General features: G+C 72.4%; 28 protein-coding genes and 1 pseudogene. 10 read left to right on the top strand and 19 right to left on the bottom strand.

Annotation, left to right across the window (positions count from 1 at the left end):
- Positions 1 to 23: 23 nt before the first annotated feature.
- On the top strand, positions 24 to 1,805 hold the full coding sequence (locus tag ACGFZN_RS13180) for an ABC transporter ATP-binding protein (RefSeq protein ID WP_393858584.1): 1,782 nt from the start codon (positions 24 to 26) through the stop codon (positions 1,803 to 1,805).
- On the opposite strand, the gene ACGFZN_RS13175 is transcribed toward ACGFZN_RS13180, so the two are convergent.
- On the bottom strand, positions 1,783 to 2,706 hold the full coding sequence (locus ACGFZN_RS13175) for an NmrA/HSCARG family protein (protein WP_393858532.1): 924 nt from the start codon (positions 2,704 to 2,706) through the stop codon (positions 1,783 to 1,785). The genes ACGFZN_RS13180 and ACGFZN_RS13175 overlap by 23 nt on opposite strands.
- Positions 2,707 to 2,822: 116 nt before the next feature.
- On the opposite strand from ACGFZN_RS13175, the gene ACGFZN_RS13170 reads away from it, so the two are divergent.
- On the top strand, positions 2,823 to 3,308 hold the full coding sequence (locus ACGFZN_RS13170) for a MarR family winged helix-turn-helix transcriptional regulator (RefSeq protein WP_393858531.1): 486 nt from the start codon (positions 2,823 to 2,825) through the stop codon (positions 3,306 to 3,308).
- A gap of 623 nt (positions 3,309 to 3,931) precedes the next feature.
- Here the strand turns inward: ACGFZN_RS13170 and ACGFZN_RS13165 are convergent.
- From ACGFZN_RS13165 to ACGFZN_RS13140, 6 genes are all read right to left on the bottom strand, one after another.
- Positions 3,932 to 5,413: an ATP-binding protein gene (locus ACGFZN_RS13165; protein ID WP_393858530.1), complete on the bottom strand. Its 1,482-nt coding sequence runs from the start codon at positions 5,411 to 5,413 to the stop codon at positions 3,932 to 3,934.
- Positions 5,410 to 6,144, bottom strand: coding sequence for a response regulator transcription factor (locus ACGFZN_RS13160; protein ID WP_330339116.1), 735 nt, complete (start codon positions 6,142 to 6,144; stop codon positions 5,410 to 5,412). Before ACGFZN_RS13160 ends, ACGFZN_RS13165 begins: the two co-directional genes overlap by 4 nt.
- Positions 6,145 to 6,257: 113 nt before the next feature.
- Entirely contained in the window at positions 6,258 to 6,503 is a 246-nt protein-coding gene (locus ACGFZN_RS13155; RefSeq protein ID WP_393858529.1) for a hypothetical protein, read from the bottom strand.
- A 28-nt stretch (positions 6,504 to 6,531) separates the two neighbouring features.
- Complete coding sequence (locus tag ACGFZN_RS13150; protein ID WP_393858528.1) at positions 6,532 to 7,515, bottom strand: S1C family serine protease; 984 nt, start codon at positions 7,513 to 7,515, stop codon at positions 6,532 to 6,534.
- A 158-nt stretch (positions 7,516 to 7,673) separates the two neighbouring features.
- Complete coding sequence (locus tag ACGFZN_RS13145; protein ID WP_393858527.1) at positions 7,674 to 8,699, bottom strand: LacI family DNA-binding transcriptional regulator; 1,026 nt, start codon at positions 8,697 to 8,699, stop codon at positions 7,674 to 7,676.
- 126 nt (positions 8,700 to 8,825) lie between these two features.
- Positions 8,826 to 9,605 (bottom strand): response regulator transcription factor, encoded by a 780-nt coding sequence (locus ACGFZN_RS13140; protein WP_393858526.1) that lies wholly within the window; start codon positions 9,603 to 9,605, stop codon positions 8,826 to 8,828.
- A 179-nt stretch (positions 9,606 to 9,784) separates the two neighbouring features.
- On the opposite strand from ACGFZN_RS13140, the gene ACGFZN_RS13135 reads away from it, so the two are divergent.
- Genes ACGFZN_RS13135 through ACGFZN_RS13125 form a run of 3 tightly spaced genes read left to right on the top strand, consistent with a single transcriptional unit; the run spans position 9,785 to position 12,114 of the window.
- Positions 9,785 to 10,645 carry an alpha/beta hydrolase family protein gene (locus ACGFZN_RS13135; protein WP_393858525.1) on the top strand — a complete coding sequence of 287 codons (861 nt, stop codon included), beginning with the start codon at positions 9,785 to 9,787 and terminating at the stop codon, positions 10,643 to 10,645.
- Positions 10,646 to 10,691: 46 nt separating this feature from the next.
- Entirely contained in the window at positions 10,692 to 10,946 is a 255-nt protein-coding gene (locus ACGFZN_RS13130; RefSeq protein WP_330339122.1) for a MoaD/ThiS family protein, read from the top strand.
- Positions 10,947 to 10,950: 4 nt separating this feature from the next.
- Complete coding sequence (locus ACGFZN_RS13125) at positions 10,951 to 12,114, top strand: hypothetical protein (RefSeq protein WP_393858524.1); 1,164 nt, start codon at positions 10,951 to 10,953, stop codon at positions 12,112 to 12,114.
- Between the two features lie 190 nt (positions 12,115 to 12,304).
- Here the strand turns inward: ACGFZN_RS13125 and ACGFZN_RS13120 are convergent, their stop codons facing one another.
- The 6 genes from ACGFZN_RS13120 to ACGFZN_RS13095 all read right to left on the bottom strand — a co-directional run bounded on the left by ACGFZN_RS13120 (position 12,305) and on the right by ACGFZN_RS13095 (position 16,912).
- Positions 12,305 to 12,916 carry a hypothetical protein gene (locus ACGFZN_RS13120; protein ID WP_393858523.1) on the bottom strand — a complete coding sequence of 204 codons (612 nt, stop codon included), beginning with the start codon at positions 12,914 to 12,916 and terminating at the stop codon, positions 12,305 to 12,307.
- A 703-nt stretch (positions 12,917 to 13,619) separates the two neighbouring features.
- A complete protein-coding gene (locus ACGFZN_RS13115; protein ID WP_393858522.1) occupies positions 13,620 to 14,210 on the bottom strand; it encodes a hypothetical protein in 591 nt (196 codons plus the stop codon).
- Between the two features lie 387 nt (positions 14,211 to 14,597).
- The gene (locus ACGFZN_RS13110; RefSeq protein ID WP_004000115.1) at positions 14,598 to 14,888 is read right to left on the bottom strand and encodes a DUF1416 domain-containing protein; all 291 of its coding nucleotides are present in this window, start codon (positions 14,886 to 14,888) and stop codon (positions 14,598 to 14,600) included.
- Positions 14,889 to 14,914: 26 nt separating this feature from the next.
- Entirely contained in the window at positions 14,915 to 15,760 is an 846-nt protein-coding gene (locus ACGFZN_RS13105; protein ID WP_393858521.1) for a sulfurtransferase, read from the bottom strand.
- A gap of 130 nt (positions 15,761 to 15,890) precedes the next feature.
- A complete protein-coding gene (locus ACGFZN_RS13100; protein ID WP_350751515.1) occupies positions 15,891 to 15,971 on the bottom strand; it encodes an Ms5788A family Cys-rich leader peptide in 81 nt (26 codons plus the stop codon).
- Positions 15,972 to 16,168: 197 nt separating this feature from the next.
- A complete protein-coding gene (locus tag ACGFZN_RS13095) occupies positions 16,169 to 16,912 on the bottom strand; it encodes a DUF2993 domain-containing protein (protein WP_393858520.1) in 744 nt (247 codons plus the stop codon).
- 118 nt (positions 16,913 to 17,030) lie between these two features.
- Here ACGFZN_RS13095 and ACGFZN_RS13090 point away from each other — a divergent pair, with 118 nt between their 5' ends.
- Positions 17,031 to 17,294, top strand: a complete 264-nt coding sequence (locus ACGFZN_RS13090) for a DUF3099 domain-containing protein (RefSeq protein ID WP_360160059.1) — start codon at positions 17,031 to 17,033, stop codon at positions 17,292 to 17,294.
- 4 nt (positions 17,295 to 17,298) lie between these two features.
- Here the strand turns inward: ACGFZN_RS13090 and ACGFZN_RS13085 are convergent, their stop codons facing one another.
- The 4 genes from ACGFZN_RS13085 to ACGFZN_RS13070 form a co-directional block, all read right to left on the bottom strand.
- On the bottom strand, positions 17,299 to 17,661 hold the full coding sequence (locus ACGFZN_RS13085; RefSeq protein ID WP_393858519.1) for a DsrE family protein: 363 nt from the start codon (positions 17,659 to 17,661) through the stop codon (positions 17,299 to 17,301).
- 78 nt (positions 17,662 to 17,739) lie between these two features.
- Positions 17,740 to 18,438 (bottom strand): aspartate/glutamate racemase family protein, encoded by a 699-nt coding sequence (locus ACGFZN_RS13080; RefSeq protein WP_393858518.1) that lies wholly within the window; start codon positions 18,436 to 18,438, stop codon positions 17,740 to 17,742.
- Position 18,439: 1 nt separating this feature from the next.
- Positions 18,440 to 19,222, bottom strand: a complete 783-nt coding sequence (locus ACGFZN_RS13075) for a sulfite exporter TauE/SafE family protein (protein WP_393858517.1) — start codon at positions 19,220 to 19,222, stop codon at positions 18,440 to 18,442.
- A complete protein-coding gene (locus ACGFZN_RS13070) occupies positions 19,209 to 20,231 on the bottom strand; it encodes a TauD/TfdA family dioxygenase (protein WP_393858516.1) in 1,023 nt (340 codons plus the stop codon). Before ACGFZN_RS13070 ends, ACGFZN_RS13075 begins: the two co-directional genes overlap by 14 nt.
- Positions 20,232 to 20,485: 254 nt before the next feature.
- Here ACGFZN_RS13070 and ACGFZN_RS13065 point away from each other — a divergent pair, with 254 nt between their 5' ends.
- Positions 20,486 to 21,793 carry a benzoate/H(+) symporter BenE family transporter gene (locus ACGFZN_RS13065; RefSeq protein WP_393858515.1) on the top strand — a complete coding sequence of 436 codons (1,308 nt, stop codon included), beginning with the start codon at positions 20,486 to 20,488 and terminating at the stop codon, positions 21,791 to 21,793.
- On the opposite strand, the pseudogene ACGFZN_RS13060 reads toward ACGFZN_RS13065, so the two are convergent.
- A pseudogene (locus tag ACGFZN_RS13060) lies at positions 21,719 to 22,084 on the bottom strand (helix-turn-helix domain-containing protein); the annotation flags it as partial. The gene ACGFZN_RS13065 and the pseudogene ACGFZN_RS13060 sit on opposite strands and share 75 nt — an antisense overlap.
- 916 nt (positions 22,085 to 23,000) lie before the next feature.
- Between ACGFZN_RS13060 and ACGFZN_RS13055 the strand changes: the two are divergent.
- Genes ACGFZN_RS13055 through ACGFZN_RS13045 form a run of 3 tightly spaced genes read left to right on the top strand, consistent with a single transcriptional unit; the run spans position 23,001 to position 25,022 of the window.
- On the top strand, positions 23,001 to 23,576 hold the full coding sequence (locus ACGFZN_RS13055) for an FABP family protein (RefSeq protein WP_330339134.1): 576 nt from the start codon (positions 23,001 to 23,003) through the stop codon (positions 23,574 to 23,576).
- Between the two features lie 33 nt (positions 23,577 to 23,609).
- Complete coding sequence (locus ACGFZN_RS13050) at positions 23,610 to 24,047, top strand: Fur family transcriptional regulator (RefSeq protein WP_393858514.1); 438 nt, start codon at positions 23,610 to 23,612, stop codon at positions 24,045 to 24,047.
- 9 nt (positions 24,048 to 24,056) lie between these two features.
- Positions 24,057 to 25,022, top strand: a complete 966-nt coding sequence (locus tag ACGFZN_RS13045) for a YgfZ/GcvT domain-containing protein (RefSeq protein ID WP_393858513.1) — start codon at positions 24,057 to 24,059, stop codon at positions 25,020 to 25,022.
- Between the two features lie 32 nt (positions 25,023 to 25,054).
- Here the strand turns inward: ACGFZN_RS13045 and dtd are convergent, their stop codons facing one another.
- A complete protein-coding gene (dtd, locus tag ACGFZN_RS13040; RefSeq protein WP_360160051.1) occupies positions 25,055 to 25,480 on the bottom strand; it encodes a D-aminoacyl-tRNA deacylase in 426 nt (141 codons plus the stop codon).
- Positions 25,481 to 25,502: the final 22 nt, after the last annotated feature.

The following is a 25,502-nucleotide window of genomic DNA, read 5'->3' as shown; positions in this document are numbered from 1 at the left end:
GTGGAAAGGAGTTGACCGTCATGATGCGGGACGCCCGTACGGCCTTCCGGCGGTTCTGGCCGCTGACCCGAGGGGACCGCGCATGGCTCGGGCTGGTCGTCGTGTGCGTCGTCGTGGCCGCGCTCGCCGAGACCGCCGCGATCCTGCTGTTCGCCCGGCTGACCGACCACGCCCTGAAGGCCGGATCGCTCTCCGCCTTCTGGGGGCCGGCCGGCGCCTGGCTCGGCGTGGCCGTGCTCGCCGCGCTCGTCGGCTACCTCGGCAACTCCCTGGCCGTCCTGACCGCCGAGAGATTCGTCCTGCGCCTGCGGGCATCCGTCTTCCGCCACGTCCAGCAGCTGCCCCCGCACTTCTTCCAGCGCCACCGCCGCGGCGACCTGGTGGAACGGCTCACCGGAGACGTCGAGTCCATCGAGCAGCTGGTGGTGTCCGGCGCCGTGGGCGCGGTGTCGGCGGCGTTCTCGGCCCTCTTCTACGCCGCCGCCGCTTTCTGGCTGCGCTGGGACCTGGCGCTGGTCACCTTCGTCCTCGCGCCGCTGTTCCTGCTCGCCGCGCGCCGCTTCTCCGGCCGTATCGAGCAGTCCGCGCGCGAGGCGCGGGCCGCCGACGGAGCGATCACCTCGGTGGTGGAGGAGTCGCTCGGCAACGTCGTCCTGACCCAGGCGTACAACAGGCAGCGGGACGAGGAGGAACGGCTCGACCGGGAGGCCGGGGCCTGGCTGCGGGCCAGTGTGCGCGGGGCGCGGCTGAGCGAGATGTACGAGCAGTGCGTGGAGGTCGTCGAGACGCTGTGCGTGCTGGCCGTGATCGGCCTGGGCACCTGGGAGATCTCCGCGGGCCGTATGACGCTCGGTCAGCTCCTCGCCTTCGCCGCCTTCCTCGGCTACCTCTACCCGCCGGTGCGCAGCCTCGGCCGGCTCGGCCTCACGGTCACCGCCGCCGCCGCGAGCGCCCGCCGCATCGGCGAGATCCTCGACGCCGGGCCCGCCGTCACCGACCCCGCCGATCCGGTGGCGCCGTGGCCCGTACGCGGCCGGGTCGCCTTCCACGACGTCTCCTTCCGCTACCCGGGCGCCCGCCGCGCCTGCCTGCGCGGGATCGAACTCACCGCCCAGCCCGGTGAGTTGGTGGTCGTCACGGGCCCGAGCGGCGCCGGCAAGTCCACCCTCGCGGGGCTCCTCACCCGCTTCTACGACCCCTCGGCGGGCGTGATCACCCTGGACGGCGTGCCCCTCACCGACCTCCCCCTGCGCTTCCTGCGGGAGCAGATCACCCTGCTGCCGCAGCAGACCCTGGTCCTGAGCGGCACCATCCGCGAGAACATCGCCTGCGGCCGCCCCGGCGCCGGCGACGCCGAGATCGAGCGGACGGCCCGGGACGCGGCGGCCCACGACTTCGTCACCGCGCTCCCCGACGGCTACGACACGCGCATCGCCCCCGGCACCGCCGCCCTGTCCGGCGGCCAGCTGCGGCGGATCGCCATCGCCCGCGCGATGCTGCGCGCGGCGCCGGTCCTCGTCCTGGACGAGCCGACGGCCGGACTGGACGCCGTGGCGGCACGCCAGGTGGTCCAGCCGCTGCGCCGCCTGATGGCAGGCCGTACGACCCTCATGATCACCCACGATCTGTCCCTCGCGCCCGACGCCGACCGCATCCTGGTCGTCGACCACGGCCGCCTGGTGGAGGCGGGCACGCACGGGCAACTCCTCGCGCGCGGCGGCGTCTACGCCCGGCTGGCGGCACCGCTGCCGGACCTCCCGGGGGCGCTGCCCGGGGCGGCCGTCAGCTCCGCTCGGGCCCGGTGACGCCCACCCCGGCACCGCCGCTTCCCTCGGGGGCGGGTTCGGTCAGCAGGGCGGCCCAGTCGCGGCCGGCGGCCCAGTCGGTGAAGGTGTGCCAGGCCACCTCGGGGTACGCGCGCCGCAGGGCCGGGACGTCGACGTCGAGGCCGGTGGTGGTGAAGTAGGCGAACATGGCCGCCAGGTCCGCGGAGTGGGTGCGGACGACGTCGAGGGGGACCTCGTGGTGAGTGACCGGGCGGCCGGTGGCGGTGGTGAGGGCAGCAGCGATCTGCTCGGGAGTACGGGTGTCGGAGGCGATGTCGATACGGCGGCCCGTGAAGTCCGTCCGGCGGCTGAACGCCAGCGCGGCGAACGCGCCGATGTCGGCGGCGGGGATCAGGGCGAAGGGCCGGCCCGCGGGCATCGGCCAGCCGAAGACACCCTCGCGCAGGCCGGAGAGGGTCCAGCCGGTGGCGTGGTTGTCCATGAACGCCGCCGGTGCGATCACCGTCCAGGGCAGGCCGGAGGCCATGAGGCGCCGCTCGATCTCGTGCTTGCTGTCGTAGTGCGGGACGCCGGTGCCGCGGTCGGCGTGGGCGGCGGAGGTGAACACGACGTGGTCGAGGCGGGCGTCCGTCGCGGCCTCGACGAGGGCCCTGCCCTGGCGTACCTCGGTGCCGGTGTCGGTGCCGAACGGGGTGGTGACCGCGAAGAGCGCGTCCGCGTCGGTCAGGGCCGCGTCCAGGGACGCGCGGTCGTCGAAGTCGGCGCGGTGGATCTCGGCGCCGAGCGCGCGGAGGGCCGTGGCGGCCGGTGCGTCGGGAGTGCGGGTCAGGGCACGGACGTGGTGACCGGCGGTCAGCAGGGCGCGGGCGGTGGCCCCGCCCTGGGCGCCGGTGGCGCCGGTGACGGCGACGGTGAGCATGGGGTCCCCCGGAGAATAGGATGACAACAAATAACTGCGCGACGCATTAGCTGCGCCACGCAGGAAGCTACCCGGGATTTCACTGCGCCGCGCAGCGTTTTTTGGAGGGTGCTCAGGTGACCGACCAGAGCCGGGCCCGGCTGTACGAGGAACTGTCGGCGGAGTCGCGCCGCTACCACGCGGCGTTCGTGCTGTTCAACCAGGCCGTCGCCGACCACCTCGGGCTGCACCCCACCGACGTGCAGGCCCTGAGCCTGCTGACGGCGGAGCCCGAACCGCTCCCGGTCCGGCAGATCGCCGACCTCACCGGCCTCACCACGGGCTCCGCCACCCGCCTGGTGGACCGGCTCGAACGCGCCGGCTACGTGGCCCGCACACCGGACGCCCGCGACCGGCGCCGTGTGCTGGTCACCCCCGTGCCCGAGCGCGTCGCCCAGGTCACCGCCGTCTGGGACGAGCTGGGCCGCACCTGGCAGACGCTGCTCGACGACCACACCGAGGACGAACTGCGGGTGATCACCCGCCACCTGCACCGCGCGACCGACCTGAGCCGCGCCCAGATCCACCACCTCCGCACCCTCCCGAAGCCGACCCCGGACTGACCGGCTCCCCCGGGTGCCGCCGCAGCCGACTGGGGCGTCGACCGGGCCCCACGCCGCTCACCCGGCTGGGGCTCAGGTCGGCTTCAGCCGCTCGCCGGGGCGGGCATCCGGGTTGGCTTCCGTTGCTCGCCGGGTCGGGGCCTTGACCGGGCACTGCGCCGCTCGCCAGGCCGGGGCCCGGGCCGGCTTCAGCTGCTCGCCGGGGCCGGGGGTCCCGGTTCGCTTCCGTCGCTCGCCGGGCCGGGCCTCGACCGGGCACTGCGCCGCTCGCCAGGCCGGAGCCCAGGCTGGGCCCACACCCCGCACCTGGCCGGGGCTGAGGTCGGCTTCCGCCGCTCGCTGGGGCGGGTCTCGGTGGGCTCCCGTCGCTCGCCGGGGCGGGCTCTCGACCGGCCCCGCCCCGCCCGCCGGGCCGGAGCCCAATTCGGCCCTCCGTCGCCCGCCGGGCCGCAGCCCGGTGTGGCCCTCCGCCGCACACCGGGCCGGAGCCCCGGTCTCTCCGGGCCGGAGCATCGACCGAGCACTGCGCCGGAGCTCAGTCGGCCCCACCCCGCTCACCGGGCCGGAGCCCGATTTGGTCCCACCCTGCCCAACAAGCCGGAGCCCAGGTCGGGCCCCGTTGTTCAGTTAGTCAGGGTCTCTGCAGGTTCCGGGGTTTCCGGGGGTGGGAGGGGGGCGCCCGGCAGGCGTACCGTTGCTACCGTGCCGCCGCCCTCCGCGGGGGCCAGGGTGACCTCGCCGCCCGCCTGCTGGACCGTGCGGGCCACGATGGACAGGCCGAGGCCCGAGCCCGGCAGGGCCCTCGCGCTGGGGGAGCGCCAGAAGCGGTCGAAGACGTGCGGGAGTTCGTCCTCCGGGACGCCGGGGCCGTGGTCGCGGACGGTCAGGACCCCGTCGGTCAGCTGCACCTCGATCGTGCCGCCCTCGGGGCTGAACTTCACCGCGTTGTCCAGGATGTTGACGACCGCCCGCTCCAGCGCGGAGGGCTCCGCGCGGACGTACCAGGGCTCCAGGTCCGCCGTGATCGTCAGCTCCGGGCCGCGCAGCCGGGCCCGGCGCAGGGCCGCCTCGACCGTGTCCTCGAAGGAGACCACCTGGACGCGTTCGCCGCGCTGGCCCTCCGAGCGGGACAGTTCCTGCAGGTCGCCGATGAGCGCCGCCAGCTCGGTCACCTGCGCCTTCACCGAGGCGAGCAGCGCCTTGCGGTCCTCCGGCGGCAGCGGCCGGCCCGTCTCCTCGCTGCGAGTGAGCAGTTCGATGTTCGTGCGCAACGACGTCAGCGGCGTACGGAGTTCGTGGCCGGCGTCGGCGATCAGCTGCTGCTGCAGGTCGCGGGAGCTGGCCAGCGAGGCGGTCATGGAGTTGAAGGAGCGGGACAGGCGGGCCACCTCGTCCTCGCTGTCGTCCTCCACGGGGATGCGGATCGTCAGGTCCTCGGTGCGGGCCACGTGCTCGACGGCCTCGGTGAGCTTGTCGACGGGACGCAGGCCCGCACGGGCGACGGCGAGGCCCGCGGCGCCGGCGCCGAGGACTCCTATGCCGGACACGAGGAGAAGGATCAGGGCCAGGTCGTTGAGGGTCTTCTCGGTGTTCTCCAGCGGTACGGCCGTCATCCAGGCGGCGCCCGGGTACACCTGCGGCCCGGTGTCCGTGAGGACCACCAGGGGCATGGTGAGCACCCGGACGGGGTTGCCGTCGGTGTCCGTGCCGTTGCGCAGGATGCCGCCCTGGCTGGTGTCGTGCCCGACGACCGCCCGGTCCGCGGAGGTGGTCCGCACCACGCCCGGAGAGTCCGCGGAGACGCAGGCCGTGCCGTCCGGCTTGACCAGCTGCGAGTAGATGTTGTTGTGGGCCGGCAGCCCGTTGGCGGAGTCCGTCGGGCTGTGCGGGCACGCCGTCAGCAGGTCGAGCACCTGCCCGGCCCGCACGGGACGCTGCGAGGAGGTCTGCAGGTCCTTGTCGATCAGGTCGTACAGCTTCCCCTGCACGATGAACCAGGCCGTCACCGACACCGCCGCGACCGCGAACGCCACGGCCGCCGCGACCAGCATCGCCAGGCGGGTCCTGATCGGCAGGGAGCGGTAGCGCCGTACCAGCCTCTTCACTCGGCGCCGCCCTGTCGCAGGACGTACCCCACGCCCCGTACGGTGTGCACGAGCCGCGGCTCACCCCCGGCCTCCGTCTTGCGCCGCAGGTACATGACGTAGACGTCGAGGGAGTTGGAGGAGGGCTCGAAGTCGAAGCCCCAGACGGCCTTGAGGATCTGCTCGCGGGTGAGGACCTGGCGCGGGTGCGCCATGAACATCTCCAGGAGGGTGAACTCCGTGCGGGTCAGCTCCACCGGCCGGCCGCCCCGGGTGACCTCCCTGGTCGCCAGGTCCATGCGCAGGTCGGCGAAGGTGAGCGCCTCGTCCTGCTGGGCCTGGGCCGACACCGCGGCCGCGTACGAGCTGCGCCGCAGCAGCGCCCGGATGCGGGCGAACAGCTCGTCCAGCTCGAAGGGCTTGACCAGGTAGTCGTCCGCCCCGGCGTCCAGCCCGGTGACCCGGTCGCCGACCGTGTCCCGGGCCGTCAGCATCAGGATGGGCGTCGTGTCGCCGGCGCCGCGGATGCGGCGGGCCGCCGTCAGACCGTCCATGCGCGGCATCTGGATGTCCAGGACGACCAGGTCGGGCTTGTAGGCGGTGGCCTTCTCCAGGGCGTCCGCGCCGTCGACGGCGACCTCCGTGTCGTACCCGTCGAAGGCGAGACTGCGCTGGAGCGCCTCGCGTACGGCCGGCTCGTCGTCGACGATCAGGATGCGCTGGGGGTCACGGTCGCCTTCGGCGGGGCTCATCGCTCGCGGTTCCTCGGGATGCGGTGGGTGGGGTGGACGGGGTCTGCCCGCTGTCTCTCAGCGTGCCACGCCGGGGGACCGGAGGGCACAGAGCCGCGAGCGCGCCACCGGGGTCAGGCGAAGGCCGGGACCGCGGTCAGGCGGTGCAGCGGCACCTTGCGGCGGTGGGTGCGCACCGGGGCGGTGCGCAGGCCCATCAGCTCGGGCACCGGCGTGGCGGCCACCTCGGGCGCGCGCTGCACGGACTCGGGCTTGCGCGGCGCCGGGATGGTGGCGTTCAGGTGGAGGGCGACCGCGAGGGCGAGGACGACGTCGGCGGGACCGTGGTCGGCGATCTGGTGCGAAACCTTGGTGATCATGACGTTCTCCCTGCTGACCGTGCGTGTGTTAGCTGTTGTTGCCGGCCCGCAGCTTGGCCAGGTCGGACTTGACGGTGTCGATGGGGATGGCGAAGCCGAGGCCGATGCTGCCGGCGTCCGAGGACGACGAGGCCTGCTGGCTGGAGGAGTACATCGCGGAGTTGATCCCGATGACGTTGCCGCTCGCGTCGATCAGTGCGCCGCCGGAGTTGCCGGGGTTCAGCGAGGCGTCGGTCTGTATGGCCTTGTAGGTCGTCGTGGACGAGCCGGTGTCGCCGTTGAACTGGCGGCCGCCGAACTGGAAGGGCCACTGGCCGTCGCCGCCCTGGTCCTGGTTCTCGTCCGTGGAGACGGTCACGTCCCGGTCGAGGGCGGAGACGATGCCGCTGGTGACGGTGCCGGTCAGGCCCTCGGGGGAGCCGATCGCGACGACCGAGTCACCGACCTGCACGCTCGAGGAGTCGCCCAGGGACGCGGGCTTCAGGCCCGAGGCGCCGCGCAGCTTGATCAGCGCCAGGTCCTTGGAGCTGTCAGTGCCCACGACGTCGGCGGTGTAGCTCTTGCCGTCGCTGGTGCGCACCTTGATCGACTGCGCGCCGGAGACGACGTGGTTGTTGGTGACGATCTCGCCGTTCGACGTGATGATCACGCCGGAGCCGGTGGAGGAGCCGTTGCCGAGGGTCGCGTTGATCTCGACCACGCTGGGGCTGACGGCCGCGGCGATCGCGGCGACGTCCCCGCGCTTGCTCGACGGCACCGCGTTGGTGGTCGTCCCCGCGGAGGCGACCGTGTCCTTGCCGGTCAGCTCCTGGAAGCCGTACGCCGTGGCGCCGCCGACCGCGGCCGCGACGATCGCGACGGCCGCGAGGAGGGCGACGGGGCCCCGGTTCCGCCGCTTCTTGTGCGGAGCGGGCTCCGTGGCCGGCTCGTACGGCGGAGGGGGCGGCCACTCCGGGTTCACGGGAGCGGAGTAGCTGGGCTGCTGGGGGTATCCACCCTGGCTCTCGGTCATGTCCATAAGAGTCCCCCGTGACCATGAGAGCTTCCTGAGTGACCGCTGAGAAGCCCGGCAGAAGCTCGTTTGCCCGATATAAAGGCGCTTCCCCATGTTCCGGGGCGGGCTCTCACCCGGCGTTCAGAACGCCTGGTGGGAGCCCGGCGGGGGGCCGGTCAGCCCGTGCAGCCGCAGCTCGTGCGCACCACGAGCCGGGACGGGAAGGTCTTCAGCCGCTCCCGCCGCGAGCCGGCCACCCGCAGCCCGTCGTCCAGCACCAGGTCGACCGCGGCCCGGGCCATCGCCGAGCGGTCGGAGGCGACCGTGGTCAGCGGCGGGTCGGCCAGCGCCGCCTCCTTGATGTCGTCGAAGCCGGCCACCGCCAGCTCGCCGGGCACGTCGATGCGCAGCTCGCGGGCGGCCCGCAGCAGGCCGATCGCCTGGTCGTCGGTGGAGCAGAAGACCGCCCGCGGCCGCTTGGGGCCGGAGAGGATCTCCAGCGCGACCCGGTAGGCGTCGTAGCGGTTGTACGGCGCCTCGAACAGCCGGCCCTCGGTGGGCAGGCCCGCCTCGGCCATGGCCCGCTTCCAGCCCTCGACGTGGTCGGAGACCGGGTCGCCGACGGCCGGGGTCTCGGCGGTGCCGCCCATGCAGGCGACGTAGTCGTAGCCGTGCTCCAGCAGGTGGCGTACGGCGAGCTGGGCGCCGCCGAGGTCGTCCGTGACCACGGCGACGTCGTCGATGGCCTCGGGGCGCTCGTGCAGCAGCACCACCCGGGCGTCCCAGGCGTCGATCTCGGCGGCGGCCAGGTCGTTCAGCGCGTGGGAGACGAGGATCAGCCCGGAGACGCGCATGCCGAGGAAGGCGCGCAGATAGTGGACCTCGCGTTCGCCGATGTAGTCGGTGTTGCCGACCAGGACCATCTTTCCGCGCTCGGAGGCGGCCTGCTCGACCGCGTGCGCCATCTCCCCGAAGAAGGGCTGGCGGGCGTCCGGGATGATCAGGCCTATCAGGTCGGTGCGCCGGGAGGCCATCGCCTGGGCGACCCGGTCGGGGCGGTACCCCAGTTCCTTGATCGCGGCGAGGACACGCTCGCGCGTGGCCGGTGCGACCGGCCGGGGTCCGTTGTTGATGACATAACTGACGACGGCGGTGGAGGTTCCAGCCAGCCGTGCCACATCATCGCGAGTCACCTTGGCCACGCGCGGAGTCTACGCGGATTGACCCGGTCCGGGCAGGGCGTATCACTGCTTGGATGTGCGTGAGCAATGCCCCGCCGGACCGATGTCCATGCCTGGTCCGGGAAATCCGCGCGAATCCCGCGGGAACTAGGCCTCCACGTGGACCTCGGCGTCGTCGCGGGCGGCGGAAGTGTCCGGGTTCTCCTTCTTCGCCCGGTCCGCCCTGGCCTTGGCGTCCTCGCCGGACCGGTCCGCCTTCTCCGGGGTGACGAATCGATAACCGACGTTCCGGACCGTGCCGATCAGCGACTCGTGCTCCGGGCCGAGCTTGGCGCGCAGCCGCCGTACGTGCACGTCGACCGTCCGGGTGCCGCCGAAGTAGTCGTAGCCCCACACCTCCTGCAGCAGCTGGGCGCGGGTGAAGACCCGGCCCGGGTGCTGGGCGAGGTACTTGAGCAGTTCGAACTCCTTGAAGGTCAGGTCCAGGACCCGGCCCTTGAGTTTGGCGCTGTAGGTCGCCTCGTCCACGGAGAGGTCGCCGTTGCGGATCTCCATCGGCGAGTCGTCGGCGACGAGCTGCTGGCGGCCCATGGCCAGCCGCAGCCGCGCCTCCACCTCCGCCGGTCCGGCGGTGTCGAGGAGCACGTCGTCGATGCCCCAGTCGGCGGTGACGGCGGCGAGGCCGCCCTCGGTGACGACCAGGATCAGCGGACAGCCGGGGCCGGTGGACCGCAGCAGCTGGCACAGGCTGCGCACCTGGGGCAGGTCGCGGCGGCCGTCGACGAGGATCACGTCGGCGCCCGGGGTGTCGACGAGGGCGGGGCCCTCCGCCGGGGCGACCCGCACGTTGTGCAGGAGCAGGCCGAGAGCGGGCAGCACCTCCGTCGACGGCTGGAGGGCGTTGGTCAGGAGCAGCAGAGAACTCATACGTCTGGTTCCTCCTCGGTCCCTGCGAGGCTGTGCGGACGGGCACTGCTCTGCGATCCCGAAGGCCCCGTACACCGGCGGTCACCCGAGGTTTCCCGCTTCGTATACAACGCTTCCGAAAGCACAAAAGGACCCGGGGGCTTCGCTGCCCGAGTCCTCTGCCCAGCAGAATAGCCCACATGAGCAACGGTCCGGCAGGTCATGTGGCGCGTTCCACCGTTCGTCCGAATTCCGAGACAGGCAGACAGGGCCCTATCCGGACGTTCCTGCGCAGTGCCGACGGGATTCCGATCGATTCCGTATACGATCCGGGCGCCGCCGTATACGAAAGCGCCGAAAACCCTCCGGACGCCGGCCGTTCCCCCGCCCGTGACCTGGTGTTCGTCGTCGCCCACGGGTTCACCGGGTACGTGGACCGTCCGCATGTGCGACGGGTGGCGGGCGTGCTGCGCGCTCACGGCGCCGTCGTCACCTTCTCCTTCCGCGGCCACGGGCGCTCCGGCGGCCGCTCCACGGTCGGGGACAAGGAGGTCCTGGACCTGGCCGCCGCGGTGGACTGGGCGCGCGGCCTCGGGCACGCGCGTGTGGCGACCGTCGGCTTCTCCATGGGCGGCTCGGTGGTCCTCAGGCACGCGGCCCTGCACCCCGGCACGGTGGACGCGGTGGTCTCGGTCAGCGCCCCGGCCCGCTGGTACTACCGCGGCACGGCCCCCATGCGACGGCTGCACTGGCTGGTCACCCGCCCCGAGGGCCGCCTGGTCGGCCGCTACGGCCTGCGCACCCGCATCCACCACCGGGACTGGGACCCGGTGCCGCTGTCCCCGGCCGAGGCGGCGGGGCGGATCGCCCCCGTCCCGCTGTTGATCGTGCACGGCGACCGGGACGGCTACTTCCCCCTCGACCACCCCCGGATGCTCGCCGAGGCGGCCGGTGACCACGGCGAACTGTGGGTGGAGGCGGGCATGGGACACGCCGAGAACGCGGCGGACGACGGCCTGCTGAGCCGGATCGGGGAATGGGCGGCGGTCAAGGCGGGCTAGCCTGACAGCACTCTTATTTCATTCTTGCTGTCGATCGAGGAACGAGATGCCCAAGGTCACGGTGCGCTACTGGGCCGCCGCGAAGGCCGCGGCCGAGGTCGCCGAGGAGCCGTACGAGGCGGACACGCTCGCCGACGTGCTGGCCGCCGTGCGCGCGCGACACCCCGGTGAACTCACGCGCGTGCTGCAGCGCTGCTCCTTCCTGGTCGACTCAGACCCCGTCGGGACCCGCGCGCATGAGACGGTACGGCTGGCCGAGGGCGGCACGGTCGAGGTGCTCCCGCCGTTCGCAGGAGGATGAGGCGATGAGCGACCAGCCGTATCAGGGCGGCCAGCCGTACCAGGGCGGCCCCTACGAGGGCTACGACCCGCACCGGCAGCAGTACCCGCAGCAGCCGCAGTGGCCCGGGTACGAGCACCAGCAGCAGTCCTACGACCCCCAGCCGACCCAGCAGTGGCAGGGCCAGACCTGGGAGACCCAGACGCACGCGCCGGTGCAGACGCCGGTCCCGGCGGCGGAGACGGCGTACCTGCCGCCGGTGCAGCAGCAGCCGTACGACGGGCAGTACCAGCAGCAGTACGAGCACCAGTACGCGGCGCCGCCCGGACCGGAGCCGCAGCCCGCGCCGGCACCCGCGCCCGCGCCGGCACCGCAGGCCGTGGCGGAGGCCGAGCCCGCCTACGGCCCGGCCACGCTCGCCGGGAACTCGCGGATCACCGATGCCCAGCGGGCCCGGCTGGAGGGCCGTTCGCCGGTCATCGAGCCCGGCATGCAGCCGGCGCTGCTGACCGCGGCGCTGGGCCTGCTGCTCGCCGTGACGGCGCCCGTCGCGTCGTACGCGCTCCTTCTGCCGCTCGTGGTGCTCCAGGGCGTGACCGCGGCGGGCTGGTTCCGGCTGAACGGCATGTGGCCCGCCCGGCAGGGCATCGCGCTGGCGTTCCTCGGCGGGCTGACCGCCGACGCCACGGTCCTGGCCGCCGGCCGCGACCACGCCCCCGCGGCCATCCTCGGGCCGCTCGGCATCTGGGTCCTGCTCTCCCTGGTCCTGCAACTGCGCTCGCACGCCTCGCCGGACGAGCGGATGTACGGCCTGATGGCGACGGTCGTCTCGGCGGCGCTGTCGGTCCTGGCCACCGGGTATCTGGGCGCCGGCGCGCACGCGGTGTCCGTGGGCGCGGTGGCGGTGGCGGTGGCGGTCCTGGCCCGGGCCCTGCCCCTGCCGGCCCCCGCGTCCGTCGCGGTGTCCCTGCTCGCGGCGGCCGGTGCTGGGATCGCGGTCGGGGGGATGACGGGGCTGGGCGCGAAGGGCGCGCTGCTGGGTGCGGCGGCCGGCGTCTGCGCCCTGATCGGCCACCGGGTCGCGAGCTACGACTACCCGTCCCGCTTCGTGCACTTCACGGCCGGCGTGGCGCTGCCGCTGTCGGCGGCGGCCCCGGTGGTATGGGTGCTGGGGCGGGCGCTCGGTTGACGCTGTCGTCCGCCGGCCGGATTCACCCGGTCGGCGGGTGGCGGAAGGCCGGGCGAGTACGGTGGCCCCGGTGCGCCCGGGTTCGCCGGACGCGCGCCGCGCGTGTCTTTACCCGACAATGAAACAAGCCGGATCCCCGGCCCGATTCCGGCGGGCCGGGGATCCTTGTGTCATACAGCGGGCTTGTGCGTCAGTCCCAGTCGCCGCCGCGGCCGCCCCAGTCGCCGCCGTCGCCGCCCCAGTCGCCACCGCGGCCGCCGCCCCAGCCGCCCCAGCCGTGGTCGCAGACCACGCGGAAGCTGCCGATCACGCCGTCCTTGACCTTGACGTCGCCGGTCCGGCGGACGCCGACACCGTCGCTCTGGCTGTGCGGGCCGACGACCGCGACGGGAGCGCCGTTGTCGCACACCGCACCGCGGAACACCTCGACGGTCTTGTGGCTGTCGTTGCGGATGTTCAGCGTCCGGGCGCCGAGGCCGCTGACCACGGTGATGCAGTCACCGGGGTGGGCCGAGTAGGACCGCTCGTTGATCTCGATCCGGCCCTCGAAGCCGCCGCGGTGCTCCCGGCCGCCCTCGTGCCCCTCGTTGCCCTTGCCCTCGTTGCCCTTGGTGTTGTTGTTGTTCCCGCTGTTGTTGTTGCTGGTACCGCCGCCGAGAGGCGCGGAGGCGACAGCGGCCGGAGCAGCGGCCGGGGCCGCCTCGGGCGCGGACGCGGCCGCAGCGTAGGTGACACCGGTCGCGGCCAGAGCCGCGGCAGCCGCCGCAGCGGCGGTGACAGCGGTGGAACGAGAGATCTTCATGGTGCTTCTCCAGTCTCTGAGACTCGCCGACTCGTCGGCCGGTCGTGAGGAACGTATTGACCGAACGCCGCCGCTGTCACGCGTGAAATGTCCCGAGCCTCGTTTTTTGTCCGCCAATCGGGCGGTATTCTGCGATTGTTCGCCATTCGTCGCTCGCTGGCGGGGTGTCAACTCGCCCTGAAAAAGGGGGAGTTGTCAGGCGCTAGCCCTTTTGGATGATCTTATGACTAATGGCCACTCTGGTGGCAAGCGTGTCGTTGCCGCCGCAACGGGGCGGGTCGCGCTAGGAACGGCCGGCCGGGCACCCGGCGGGGGGTGCGGAAGCGCACGCGGAAGGGCATACGGAAGGGCCGTACCCCAGGGGCATCCGGCCTCGGGGGTACGGCGCTTGGCGACTCTGGCGGACTCTGACCGGCTCTGGCCGGCTCTTGGGTGGCTCTGACCGACTCCTGGGCGGCACAGACACGCTCGGTCTGCTCGGTCCGCCCGGTCCGCTCGGTCCGCGAGGAAGGCCCCAGCCGGGGCTGTGCGCCCCGCTCCGCCGCGAACCGCCCTGAAGGCCACCCGGGTTCGTAGCGGCGCACGAAAGAGGCCGAGGGCGCGGTGCACGCGCCCTCGGCCGTCGCGGTCCGTCCGGACATGCCGGAGCCCCGGCCCAATTCCGGCTGGCCGGGGCTCCATGGTGTTGTGCAAGGGCTGAGGATTACCTACCGCCGTCGCCGCCGTCCCAGCCGCCGTCGCCGCCCCAGTCGCCACCGTCGTGCCCGCCGCCGTGACGGCCGCCGACCACGCGGAAGCTGCCGATCACGCCGTTGCGGACGTGGACGCCCGGCGTGCAGTGGACGCGCACGCCGTCGCTCTGGCTGAAGGGGCCGACGACCGCGACGGGAGCGCCGTTGTCGCAGACCGCACCGCGGAACACCTCGACGACCCGGTGGGTGTCGTTGCGGATGTTCAGCGTCCGGGCGCCGAGCCCGCTGACCACGGTGATGCAGTCACCCGGGTGGGCCGAGTAGGACCGCTCGTTGATCTGGACCCGGCCCTCGAAGAAGCCGCGCTCGCCGCGGCCGCCCTCGCGGCCCTCGTTGCCCTTGCCGTTGTTGTCGTTGTTGCCCGTGCCGGCGCCGCCCATCGGTGCGGCGGCGGCAGGAGCCGCCGGCGCGGCGACGGCGGCCGGGGCGGCAGGGGCCGCCTCCGGCGCCGAGGCGGCCGACGCGTAGGTGACGCCCGTCGCGGCCAGAGCCGCGGCTGCCGCCGCGGCGGCTGTGAGGGCGGTGGAACGAGAGATCTTCATGGTGCTTCTCCAGTCTCTGAGACACCGACACGTTGGCCGGTCGCTTGGAACGTATTCGGCGATCTCCAGGGCTGTCATGTCGGGAAAGTCGCGAGACTGGGTTTTTGTAGGCTGATCGAGGGATTTGCCGCTTATGTTCCTCACATGTCGATCACCGAGGGGTCATCAACTCCGTATCCATACAGGGGAATTGACGCACCACTAGACTCTTTGGATGATCTTATGACAAATCGCTACCCCGCAAGAGAGCGTGTCGATGCTGGCGCGCGGGGCCGAGACGCGCTAGGAGCGGCCGTCCGGGCATGCCGAAGGGCCGCACCCCCCGGCGTCCAACCCCGGGGTGCGGCCCTTCGACCGTCACTGTGCCGCTGCTGCGCGCGGACCGCTTCAGACCGCGATGGCGACCTCGGCCAGCGCGCCCTTCTCCGCCACGACGACCGTACGGTCCGCCGTCGCGCCCGGCACCAGGGCGCGCACGGTCCACGTGCCCTCGGCCGCGTAGAACCGGAACTGGCCGGTCGCCGAGGTCGGCACCTCGGCCGTGAACTCGCCGGTCGAGTCGAGCAGACGGACGTAGCCCGTCACCGGCTCGCCGTCGCGGGTCACCTGACCCTGGATCGTGGTCTCACCGGGCTTGATCGTCGAGGCGTCCGGGCCGCCGGCCTTCGCTCCGCACATGCTGTCTCTCCTGAAGAAGGGGTGTCTTACTTACCGGCGCCGAGCTCGATCGGCACGCCGACGAGGGAGCCGTACTCGGTCCAGGAGCCGTCGTAGTTCTTGACGTTCTCGACGCCGAGCAGCTCGTGCAGCACGAACCAGGTCAGGGCCGAGCGCTCACCGATGCGGCAGTAGGCGATCGTGTCCTTGGCGAGGTCCACGTTCTCCTCGGCGTAGAGGGCCTTCAGCTCCTCGTCCGACTTGAAGGTGCCGTCGTCGTTGGCGTTCTTCGACCACGGGATGTTCTTCGCGCTCGGGACGTGACCCGGGCGCTGCGACTGCTCCTGCGGCAGGTGGGCCGGGGCGAGCAGCTTGCCGGAGAACTCGTCGGGCGAGCGCACGTCGACCAGGTTCTGCGCGCCGATGGCCTTGACCACGTCGTCGCGGAAGGCGCGGATCGAGGTGTCCTGCGGCTTGGCCTTGTACTCGGTCTTCGGGCGCTCCGGGACCTCGTCGCCCGGGACCAGCTCGCGGGCGTCCAGCTCCCACTTCTTGCGGCCGCCGTCGAGGAGCTTGACGTTCTCGTGGCCGTACAGCTTGAAGTACCAGTAGGCGTAGGAGGCGAACCAGTTGTTGTTGCCGCCGTAGAGGACCACCGTGTGGTCGTTGGCGATGCCCTTCTCCGACAGGAGCTTCTCGAAGCCCTCCTGGTCGATGAAGTCGCGGCGGACCGGGTCCTGGAGGTCCTTGGTCCAGTCGATGCGGATCGCGTTCCTGATGTGGTTCTTGTCGTAGGCGGACGTGTCCTCGTCCACCTCGACGACGGCGATGGCCGGGTCGTCCAGGTGCTCCTGCAGCCAGTCGGCGTCGACCAGGACGTCGGTGCGGCTCATGCTCTTTCTCCTCCGGGGCAGTTGCGGCGGGGCGTGCGAGTAGACAGGGGGCGCGCCCGAGAAGTCCGGGCGGCGCACGGGTGCCCTTCCAGCAGGGCAGGGGTGAGACGCGGAAGTCGGGGACTTTCGCTCAGAAGGGGCGACAGAGCATGGCGGCAACGCGGCACAGGTCCACTGCCCGCCGCTTCGTGAGATCCGCCTGTCGCTTCATGGGCTCGATCGTAGGGACGTCCGGGCGGGCGTGTCACCGGTGTGTCGCATGTCGAGACACGATCGTCCGTATGGCGGGATGGAAAGGGCGCCGCGACAGCCGCCGCACGGCCGCCGGGCGCCCGGGAGGTCCCCGTATCTACGCTACGGACCCGATCGTCTCGCCAGTCGGACGCTGTGCGTCCACCAGCTCTGGTCCTACCCCGCCAGCCTGACGTCCGAACCCTTCACGGTGACCTGTACGCCGTCCTTCGCCGCCCGCACCGAGTCCAGCTCGATCCCGCCGGGGAGGTGGTCGATGACCTGCTGGAAGTCGGTGATGTTGCGCACGCGGCTCTCGGCGAGGGAGAGGGCGGCCAGCTTGGGCAGGGAGTCGGCGTGCACCTCGACCTTGTTGTCCGCCACGGTCACGGAGCTGAGCACGGACACCGTCCGGTCGACCGGGACGGTCAGGAGCTTGCCCGACACGTGCACGGCGACCTTGATCTTGCCGTTGCCGCCGTCGGAGAGGCCCACGACCTCGGCCGTGAGGTCCGGGGCCACCTCGGTCGGCTGGGACTTGGCGGTCCTCAGCAGCTCGGCGTAGGAGATCGTCGCGGTGCCGGTGGCGCTGGCCGCGGTGGCGGAGCTGTAGTCGCCGGAGAAGGAGACGCCCTTCATGTCCGCGCGCAGATCGTCGATCCGGATCGTCTTGCCGGCGGTGCCGGTGGCGGCCTCGTAGTCCTTGATCCCGACCTCGACGTCGTCGAGCGTCCCGCCCGCGACCTGGGTGAGGAACGGGAAGCCCTTGATGTTCACGTCCGGCGTCGAGGCCAGGTTCTCCGACGACTTCAGCTTGTCCGCGGCCTCGCCCTCCGCGAAGTGCACGGCCACCCGGTCCGCGATCACGAACAGCCCGCCCAGGATCACGACAAGGACCAGGATTATTCGCAGGGCGCGCATGTGGAGTTCCCCCGGGGACGGAAGCGGTCTTCGGTACGTCACCGTAACCCTGCGGGCGCCGGCGGGGCGGCCATTGTCGATCAGTTGTGACAGGTACGACCCGGCCTACCCTGTACTTATGTACGCGCGGCGGCGTCACATCTACTTCGCCATGATGGGGATCTGCATCGGGCTCTTCGTCCTGGCCTGGGGAGTCGTGCGGATCTGGTCGGTTCCGGCGGCCGTCGGCATGTGCGTCGTGGCCATGGTCATCCCGCCGGTCGCCGCGATGATCGCCAACCGGCGGGGCCCGGAGGACCGCTGGTGGGACGACCCCTCCGGCGATCCCCAGTCCGACGAGTGGTGGGACGAGCTGGACGGCAAGAAGCCCCCGCGTACCTGAGCGGTCAGTAGACGAGCGCCTGGGTGTCGTCGGCCAGCGCCTCCTGGACGAAGACCTGCGCGCCCGCGATCCGTACGCCCTCGATGACGTCCTTCTCGGTGATCTCCCGGCGGGCCGCGCACTGGGTGCACAGCGTGATGCGGCCGGCCGCCAGGACGGACTCGATCAGATCCGGCAGCGGGGCGGCGTGCGGCAGCTCGAACTCGGCGGCCCGCCCCGGCAGCGCGAACCAGGACGACTCCCCGGTCAGCCACAGCGAGACGTCGACCCCGCTGGCCACGGCGACCCCCGCCACGGTGAACGCCTGTGAGCAGCGCTCGGGCGCGTCGGTCCCGGCCGTCACCTTGATCACGAGCTTCTTGGTCATGACGGAAGCGTAGCCGTGAGGACGGCCGTCGCGACGAGCCCGGCCGCGCGGTCGGCGGGGGAGGGCGCCGGCTGCGCCTCAGGCGGCCGGAGCCATGGCCTCCCGTACCGCCGCGCGGGCCAGCGCGGCCGTGGGGTCGACGACCGGGAGGCCGGCGCTCAGCTCGCCGAGGAGCAGAGGCAGTTCCGTGCAGCCCGCCACCAGCAGGTGCGCGCCCCGCGCCGCCAGCTCCTCGGCCGCGCGCTCGACCAGGCACACCGCGGCGGGACCGGTGTCGCCCGCCTTGACCCGGCGGATGGCGCCCGTCACGGCCTCGCCCTGGGTGAGTTCGCCCGGCACCACGACCCGCAGCCCCGCCGCCTCCAGGGCGCGTTGGTACAGTCCGGCGCGCACCGTGCCGGTCGTGGCCAGGAGCCCGACCGACCTCACCTCGGGGTGGTGGGCGCGGATCTCACCGGCCGTCTCCGCGATCATGTCGAGCATCGGTGCGCGCACACTGTTCCGCACCTCGTCGAGGAAGGCGTGCGCGGTGTTGCAGGGGGTCGCGATGACCCGTGCCCCCATCGCCTCGAGCCGGTGCGCACCGCGCACGAGCCAGGGCGTCGGGTCGGGGCCGCCCCCGACGAGCGCCGCGGAGCGGTCCGGGACCGAGGGGTCGGCCCACACCACGACCGGCAGGTGGTCCTGGTCGGCGCCGGCCGGGGTGGCGTCGATCACCTTCCGGTAGAAGTCGACCGTGGCCAACGGGCCCATGCCGCCCAGGATTCCGATGGTCATCTCAGGTCCCCCATTGGTCGAGTGCGAGTTTGCCGACCAGCACGAACACGACGACGAGCAGCACGGCCCGCACGAAGCCGCTGCCGCGCTTGAGTGCCATGCGGGCGCCGACGGAGGCGCCCGCCAGGTTGAACAGCGCCAGGAAGGGAGCGAGTGCCCACAGCACCGTGCCCTGGTACGCGAACATCGCGAGGGCGCCCAGGTTCGTCCCCACGTTGACGGCCTTCGCGGTCGCCGACGCCGTGACCATGTCCATGGACAGGACCGCGACCAGGCCGATCACCAGGAAGGTGCCGGTGCCGGGTCCCAGCAGGCCGTCGTAGAAGCCGATGCCCGCGCCGACGAACCCCACGGCGGCCAGCACCCGCCGCCGGGTCACCGCGGCGCCGGGCCGCTGCCCGAACTGCGGCCGGAGGACGACGAAGGCGGCGACGGCGACCAGCAGCACCATGATCACCGGGCGCAGGACCTCGCTCCTGACGTCGGCGGCGAAGAACGCCCCGCCCACCGCCGCGAGGGCCGCCACGGAACCGAGGCGGGCCGCGAGCCGGACGTCGACGGGGGCCCTGCGGGCGTAGGTCACCGCGGCCGCCGAGGTGCCGACGACACCGACCGCCTTGTTGGTGCCCAGGGCGTAGGCGGGGGCCAGGTGCGGGAAGGCGATCAGCAGGGCGGGCACCTGAAGGAGCCCGCCGCCGCCGACCACCGCGTCCACCCAGCCCGCGAACGCGGCGGCGACGCAGAGCAGCGCCGCCGCGGCCGGGGTCAGCTCATGCACGGGCATAGCTGTCCTTGCCGAGCACCCGGCCGCCGGCCCGCACCAGGACGTCGGCGCGCAGCTCACCGGGGTAGGGGTAGAACCGGCGCAGCCAGCGGTCGTTGCCGTCGTAGCGCGGTGTGAAGTCGCTGCGGCCGTGCACCACCATCCGGTTGTCGACCAGGAGCAGGTCGCCCCGCTCGGCCCGCACCGCGCGGTGCACCGTGTGCATGGCCCGGTTGAGCCGCTCCAGAGCGGCCTGCGCCTCGGGGTCCGTGCCGAAGGTGTTGTGCATGTTGAACCGGACCCGGGTGCCGGGGGCGCCGGCCGGGCCGTCCATGAGGACCGGGTGCGGCGCGGTCACCGGCCGCTCGTCCTCGGCGAGGCCCCGCGTGAAGGAGAGCGGGAAGCGGCTGCGGTAGCGGTCGGTGCGCAGCAGCTCCCGGTCGGCGTCGGTGAGCAGCGGCTCCGCCTCGCGGACCGAGGCGACCAGGGTGGCCGCCTGCCGGTCGTGGTCGGGCCGCAGGCACAGCAGGCCCAGATGGGAGGGGCGGACCGGGTGGTGGACGTTCTCGGTGTGGAAGTCGAAGAGCGTGGAGCCCGAGTTCAGCGGCTTCGCCGCGTCGCCGGCGACCGGGTACACGTCGTGCACGAGAGCCCCGGACTTCTCGTCCTCGTAGCCGATCAGCCCGCCCAGCGGGTGTGCGACCAGGGCGACGAGCAGGCTCGACGCGTGCCGCTCGCCGAGGACGTTGGCGCCGTACGCCGCCGGGGTCGCCGGGATGTCGCCGACGGGCAGCCCCCGCACCACGAGCAGGCCGTGGTCCGGCGGCGTGTCACGGAAGGACTCCACGCCCGCGCGCAGCCGGGCCGGCAGACGCCCGGCGTACGAGGCGAACACCTCGGTCTGGATCGTCTGTTCCAGGGGGCCCGGCAGCCGGGCCGCGTCGCGCAGCAGTTCGTCGAGAAGGGCGGCCTCGGCCGGCTCCAGGGTGAGCGCGGCGAGATCGGCACGGGGTTCCGCGTAAGTCGTCATGCCGGAGATCCTGTTGGCCCGGCACCCGCCCCGACCAGGGAAGCCGACCGTCCGGAAACGTCCATGACCCGCACCGGTCACAGCACGGACCTGTCCGGTAGGGGACGCGACCTGAAGCGGACGCCTCCTGGCGTGCCACCCGGCGTGTGCGGTGCGGCAGCATGTGGGGCGGCGCGGCAAACACTTCGGGGGAGGTGTCGCGATGTCCGAAGTCTCTTTGTTCTCCTTCATCTGGGGCTGAGTCGGTGCGAGCGATGCGGTCGGTGTCCTTCTCGGCGGTCAACGCCGGCGTGGTGGCGATGGCGGTGTCCTACGCGGGACCGCTCGCCCTCGTCCTGGCCGCCGCCGACAAGGCCGGTCTGAGCGCGGCGCAGCGTTCGTCGTGGGTGTGGGCGATCTCCATCGGCGCGGGCCTGACCTGTGCCGGACTGAGCTGGTGGACCCGCACCCCGGTGATCACGGCGTTCTCGACGCCGGGCGCCGCCATCCTGGTCACGGCCCTCGCACAGCACGACTACGCCGAGGCCGTCGGCGCCTTCCTCTGCGCGGGCGTGGCGGCCACGGTGCTGACCGCGACGGGGGTGTTCGCCCGGGTTCTCGCCCGGATTCCGGAGGGCGTCGTCTCGGCGATGCTCGCCGGAATCCTCTTCTCGTTCGGCACGGCGATCTTCACCTCGCTGCGCTCGGCCCCGCTGCTGGCCGGCGCCATGGTGGTCGGCTATCTGCTCGCCAAGCGCCTGTGGCCGACCTACGCGGTGATGTGCGCGCTCGGCGTCGGGCTCGCCGTCGCCGCGGCCGGCGGCGGCCTGCGGCTGCACCTCGCGGGGCCCGGCCTGGCCGTGCCGCACCTGACGGTGCCGCACTTCTCGGCCGGGGCCCTGCTCGGCATCGGCGTGCCGCTGCTCGTGGCCACGCTCGCCGGGCAGTACGCGCCGGGGATGGCGGTGCTGCGCGCGGACGGCTACCGGCCCGACGAGCGTCTGGTGTGCGCGACGACCGGCGCGGTGTCCACGCTGCTCGCCCCCTTCGGCTCCCACGCCGTGAACCCGGCGGCCATCACCGCCGCGATCTGCACCGGACCCGAGGCGCACCGCGATCCGGCCAGGCGGTGGGTCGCCGGAGTGAGCTGCGGCATCGGCTACCTGGTCGTGGGCTGCTTCGGCTCGACGCTGGTCGCCCTGTTCACCGGATTGCCCAAGCCGCTCGTGGCGACGCTGGCCGGGGTGGCGCTGCTCGGCGCGCTCAGCGGAAGCCTGGCCCGCACGGTCGCCGACGAACGCCACCGCGACGCCTCCGTGATCACCTTCCTCGCGACCGCCTCCGGAGTGACGGTCGCCGGCATCGGCTCACCCTTCTGGGGCCTGCTCGCCGGGGTCGTCGCGCACGTCCTGCTCGGCAGCCGCCGGGACCAGCCAGCCGGCGCGCTCGGCGAGGACCGCCACCTGGAAGCGGCTGGCGGCGCCGAGCGCCGAGGTCAGCTCGCCGACCATCCGGCGGACGGTGCGGGCGGAGACGCCGAGCCGCCGGGCGACCGCCTCGTCGGTCAGCCCCTCCGCGAGTAACCGCAGGACCGCCTGCTGCCGCCGGTCCGGCCGGCCCTCCGCGAGCTCGTCCCTGACGGCACGCACCCCCGTGCCGAAGGCGGCGGCCTGCGCCCACGCGTGCTCGAACTGGCTGCGGAACACCTCCACCAGCGAGGGGTCGTAGACGACGACGGCCGCCTGCTGCCCGTCGCTGCCGGTGGCGGGCACGATCGCCAGGTGCCGGTCGACGACGATGAGCCGATGCGGCAGCGTGACCGCGGTGCGCACCTGTCCGCCCGCCTTCTGCACCTCGCGCAGATAGCCGGTCATATGGGGCAGTGCGGCGGACGAGGCGAGATGGACGGTGCGCATGGCGACCCCGCGCCGCAGTGCCCGCCGGTCCCGGGTGAGGCCCTCCTCCACCATGTGCTCGGGCACCCCGCGCGGGTGCAGCGAGACCACCTCTTCGTACGCCTGCTGCGCGGCGTCCTCCAGGGCGGCCGCGATGTTGGTGGTGCCCTCCACCAGCTGGGCCTGGGTGCCGGACAGACGCATGGCGTGGATGGGGTGGAAGTCGGTGAGCATCCGCACCATCGCCTCGCGGGTGCGGGTGGTCTGGTCGATCAGCTCGGCGACGCGGCGCGCGTCGGCGGCGAGAAGGTGATGAAGCGCCGATTCGGACGACACGCAGGCCCAGCCGCTGGGCGTGGCGGTGGTCCGCACCAGCAGGCCGAGTTCGGACAGCACCTGAATGGCCGCCGTGTACTCCTCGCTGCTCCAGGCGAGCCGCCGGCAGACGGCGGCCGGTGTCCAGGCGGCGTCCTGGACGGCGATCTCGTAGAGACGCTGCGCGAGTTTGTGCTCCAGCCCGGTACCGCTGGTCAAAAGTCCCCCTTCGTCGACGCCGCCCCCCAGGGGGCAGCGAAAGGACCGTCCCTCCCGCGCCGGGAGTGACGGCCCTTGTCACAACGGCACGAGACCCTACGCGAAACGGCGGACACGCGCCGGGGCGGACGACGGCTGACCTGGCCGAGAGCGCCCGGCCCGGGACGCGTAAGCTGGGGGCGGCCCTGCCGTATCGCGTACTGCCCGCTCACCCGAGGAGCACCCGTGGAGACTTTCTTCGAAACCCTGCTGGTCCTGGTCTGCGTCGGCGTGCTCGCCTTCGCGTACCTGACCGTGAAGAAGCTGTACCAGGGCCAGCGCTGACCCCGTACCCGGCAAAGATCCAGGAAAGCCGCCGCTCATGATCGAGATCCCGTCCGACCTGCACAAGAGCCTGGTCCCGCTCGCCTTCCTGCTCGGCAACTGGGCCGGCGCGGGCGTGCACGACTTCCCCGGCTCCGAGAAGTGCAACTTCGGCCAGGAGGTCAGCTTCACGCACGACGGCCGCGACTTCCTGGAGTACCACTCGCACACGTGGGTGCTGGACAAGGACGGCAACAAGGTCCGCCCGCTGGAGTCGGAGTCCGGCTTCTGGCGGATCGACGCCGACCGCAAGGTCGAGGTGACGATGACCCGCGACGACGGCGTCATCGAGATCTGGTACGGCGAGATGGCCGACAAGAAGCCGCAGATCGACCTGGTCACGGACGCCGTGGCCCGCACGCCCGGCTCGCGCGCCTACAGCGGCGGCAAGCGCCTGTACGGCTACGTCAAGAGCGACCTGATGTGGGTCGGCGAGAAGCAGACCCCCGAGGTCCAGCTCCGCCCCTACATGTCGGCCCACCTCAAGAAGGTCGTCACCCCCGAGGACGTCGAGCGCTGGGCCAAGGCCCTGCCGGACGACCTCCCGGACGACGGCATCGCCTTCTTCAAGTGAGCCTTCGCACGCCGTAGCCCTAGACTTTCCGGTGTGGTGAACACCGACTGGAAGAGCGACCTCAGGCAGCGCGGCTACCGGCTGACGCCGCAGCGGCAGCTTGTCCTGGAAGCCGTGGACACCCTTGAGCACGCGACCCCCGACGACATCCTCACGGAAGTGAAGAAGACGGCGTCGGGGGTCAACATCTCCACCGTCTACCGGACGCTGGAGCTGCTGGAGGAGCTGGGCCTGGTCAGCCACGCCCACCTCGGGCACGGTGCGCCCACCTACCACCTCGCCGACCGGCACCACCACCTGCACCTGGTGTGCCGCGACTGCGAGAACGTGATCGAGGCCGATGTGGACGTGGCCGCCGAGTTCACCGCGAAGCTGCGGCAGCAGTTCGGGTTCGACACCGACATGAAGCACTTCGCGATCTTCGGCCGCTGCAAGGACTGTTCCCTGAAGAGTTCAACTACCACGTCGTAGGCTGGCGGTATGAAGAGCCCCCTGCTGTCCCTGCCCGGCGCCGTCCCCGCCGAGGGCGTGGACGAAGGCGTCGCCGCGCACTACGGCGACCTGTTCCGCGAGCAGCGCGCACTCGCCGACGGCGCCGGTTTCGTCGACCTGTCCCACCGCGGTGTCGTCACCGTCAGCGGTGAGGACCGGCTGAGCTGGCTGCACCTGCTGCTCACCCAGCACGTCAGCGAGCTGCCGGCCGGCGAGGCCACCGAGGCGCTGATCCTCTCCGCGCACGGGCACATCGAGCACGCGCTGTACCTGGTGGACGACGGCAGCACCGTCTGGGCGCACGTCGAGCCCGGCACCCAGGACGCGCTGCTCGCGTACCTGGAGTCGATGAAGTTCTTCTACCGGGTCGAGGTCGCCGACCGGACGGCCGACTTCGCGGTCGTCCACCTGCCCGCCGGGTCCATCGCCGAGGCGCCCGAGGGCGTGGTCGTCCGCGAGACGCCGTACGGCCGTGATCTGTTCCTGCCGCGCGAGGACCTGGAGTCCTTCGCCGCCGCGCACGGACCGGCCGCCGGCCTGCTCGCCTACGAGGCGCTGCGCGTCGAGCAGCACCGGCCCCGGCTCGGCTTCGAGACCGACCACCGGACGATCCCGCACGAGCTGGGCTGGATCGGCACGGCGGTCCATCTGCAGAAGGGCTGCTACCGGGGGCAGGAGACGGTCGCCCGCGTCCAGAACCTGGGCAAGCCGCCGCGCCGGCTGGTCTTCCTCCATCTCGACGGCAGCGACGTCCACCTGCCGGTGCCGGGCACCGAGATCCGGCTCGCCGACGAGGGCCCGGACGGCCGCAAGATCGGTTTCGTGACGACGTCGGTACGCCACCACGAGCTGGGGCCGGTGGCGCTGGCCCTGGTCAAGCGCAACGTGCCGGTCGACGCGCGGCTCCTGGCCGGCGAGACGGCGGCCGCGCAGGAGGTCGTGGTCGAGCCGTAGCCGCCCGGCCGCGCACGCGCGCGGCCCGCGGGCTAGATCTCCAGCAGCACCGTGAACGGCCCGTCGTTCGTCAGGGACACCCTCATCCGCGCGCCGAACCGGCCCGTCGCCACCGTCGCGCCCAGCGCCCTCAGCTGGGACACCACCTCGTCGACCAGGGGCTCGGCGACGTCACCGGGGGCCGCCGCGTTCCATGTGGGCCGGCGGCCCTTCCTGGCGTCCCCGTACAGGGTGAACTGGCTGACGACCAGCAGGGGGGCGTCGATGTCGCTGCACGACCGCTCGTCGTGCAGCATCCGGATCGACCACAGCTTGCGGGCCAGCTGCGCCGCCTTCTCCTTGGTGTCCTCGTGGGTCACCCCGACCAGGACGCACAGCCCCTCGCCCTCGATCGCGCCGACCGTCTCCCCGTCCACGACGACGCTCGCGCCGTCCACTCTCTGCACCACCGCACGCATGCGGACCATCATGCCGGGTGCC

Source organism: Streptomyces sp. NPDC048192 (assembly GCF_043202415.1).
Lineage (GTDB): Bacteria > Actinomycetota > Actinomycetes > Streptomycetales > Streptomycetaceae > Streptomyces.
This window is presented reverse-complemented; position numbering and strand designations above follow the sequence as displayed.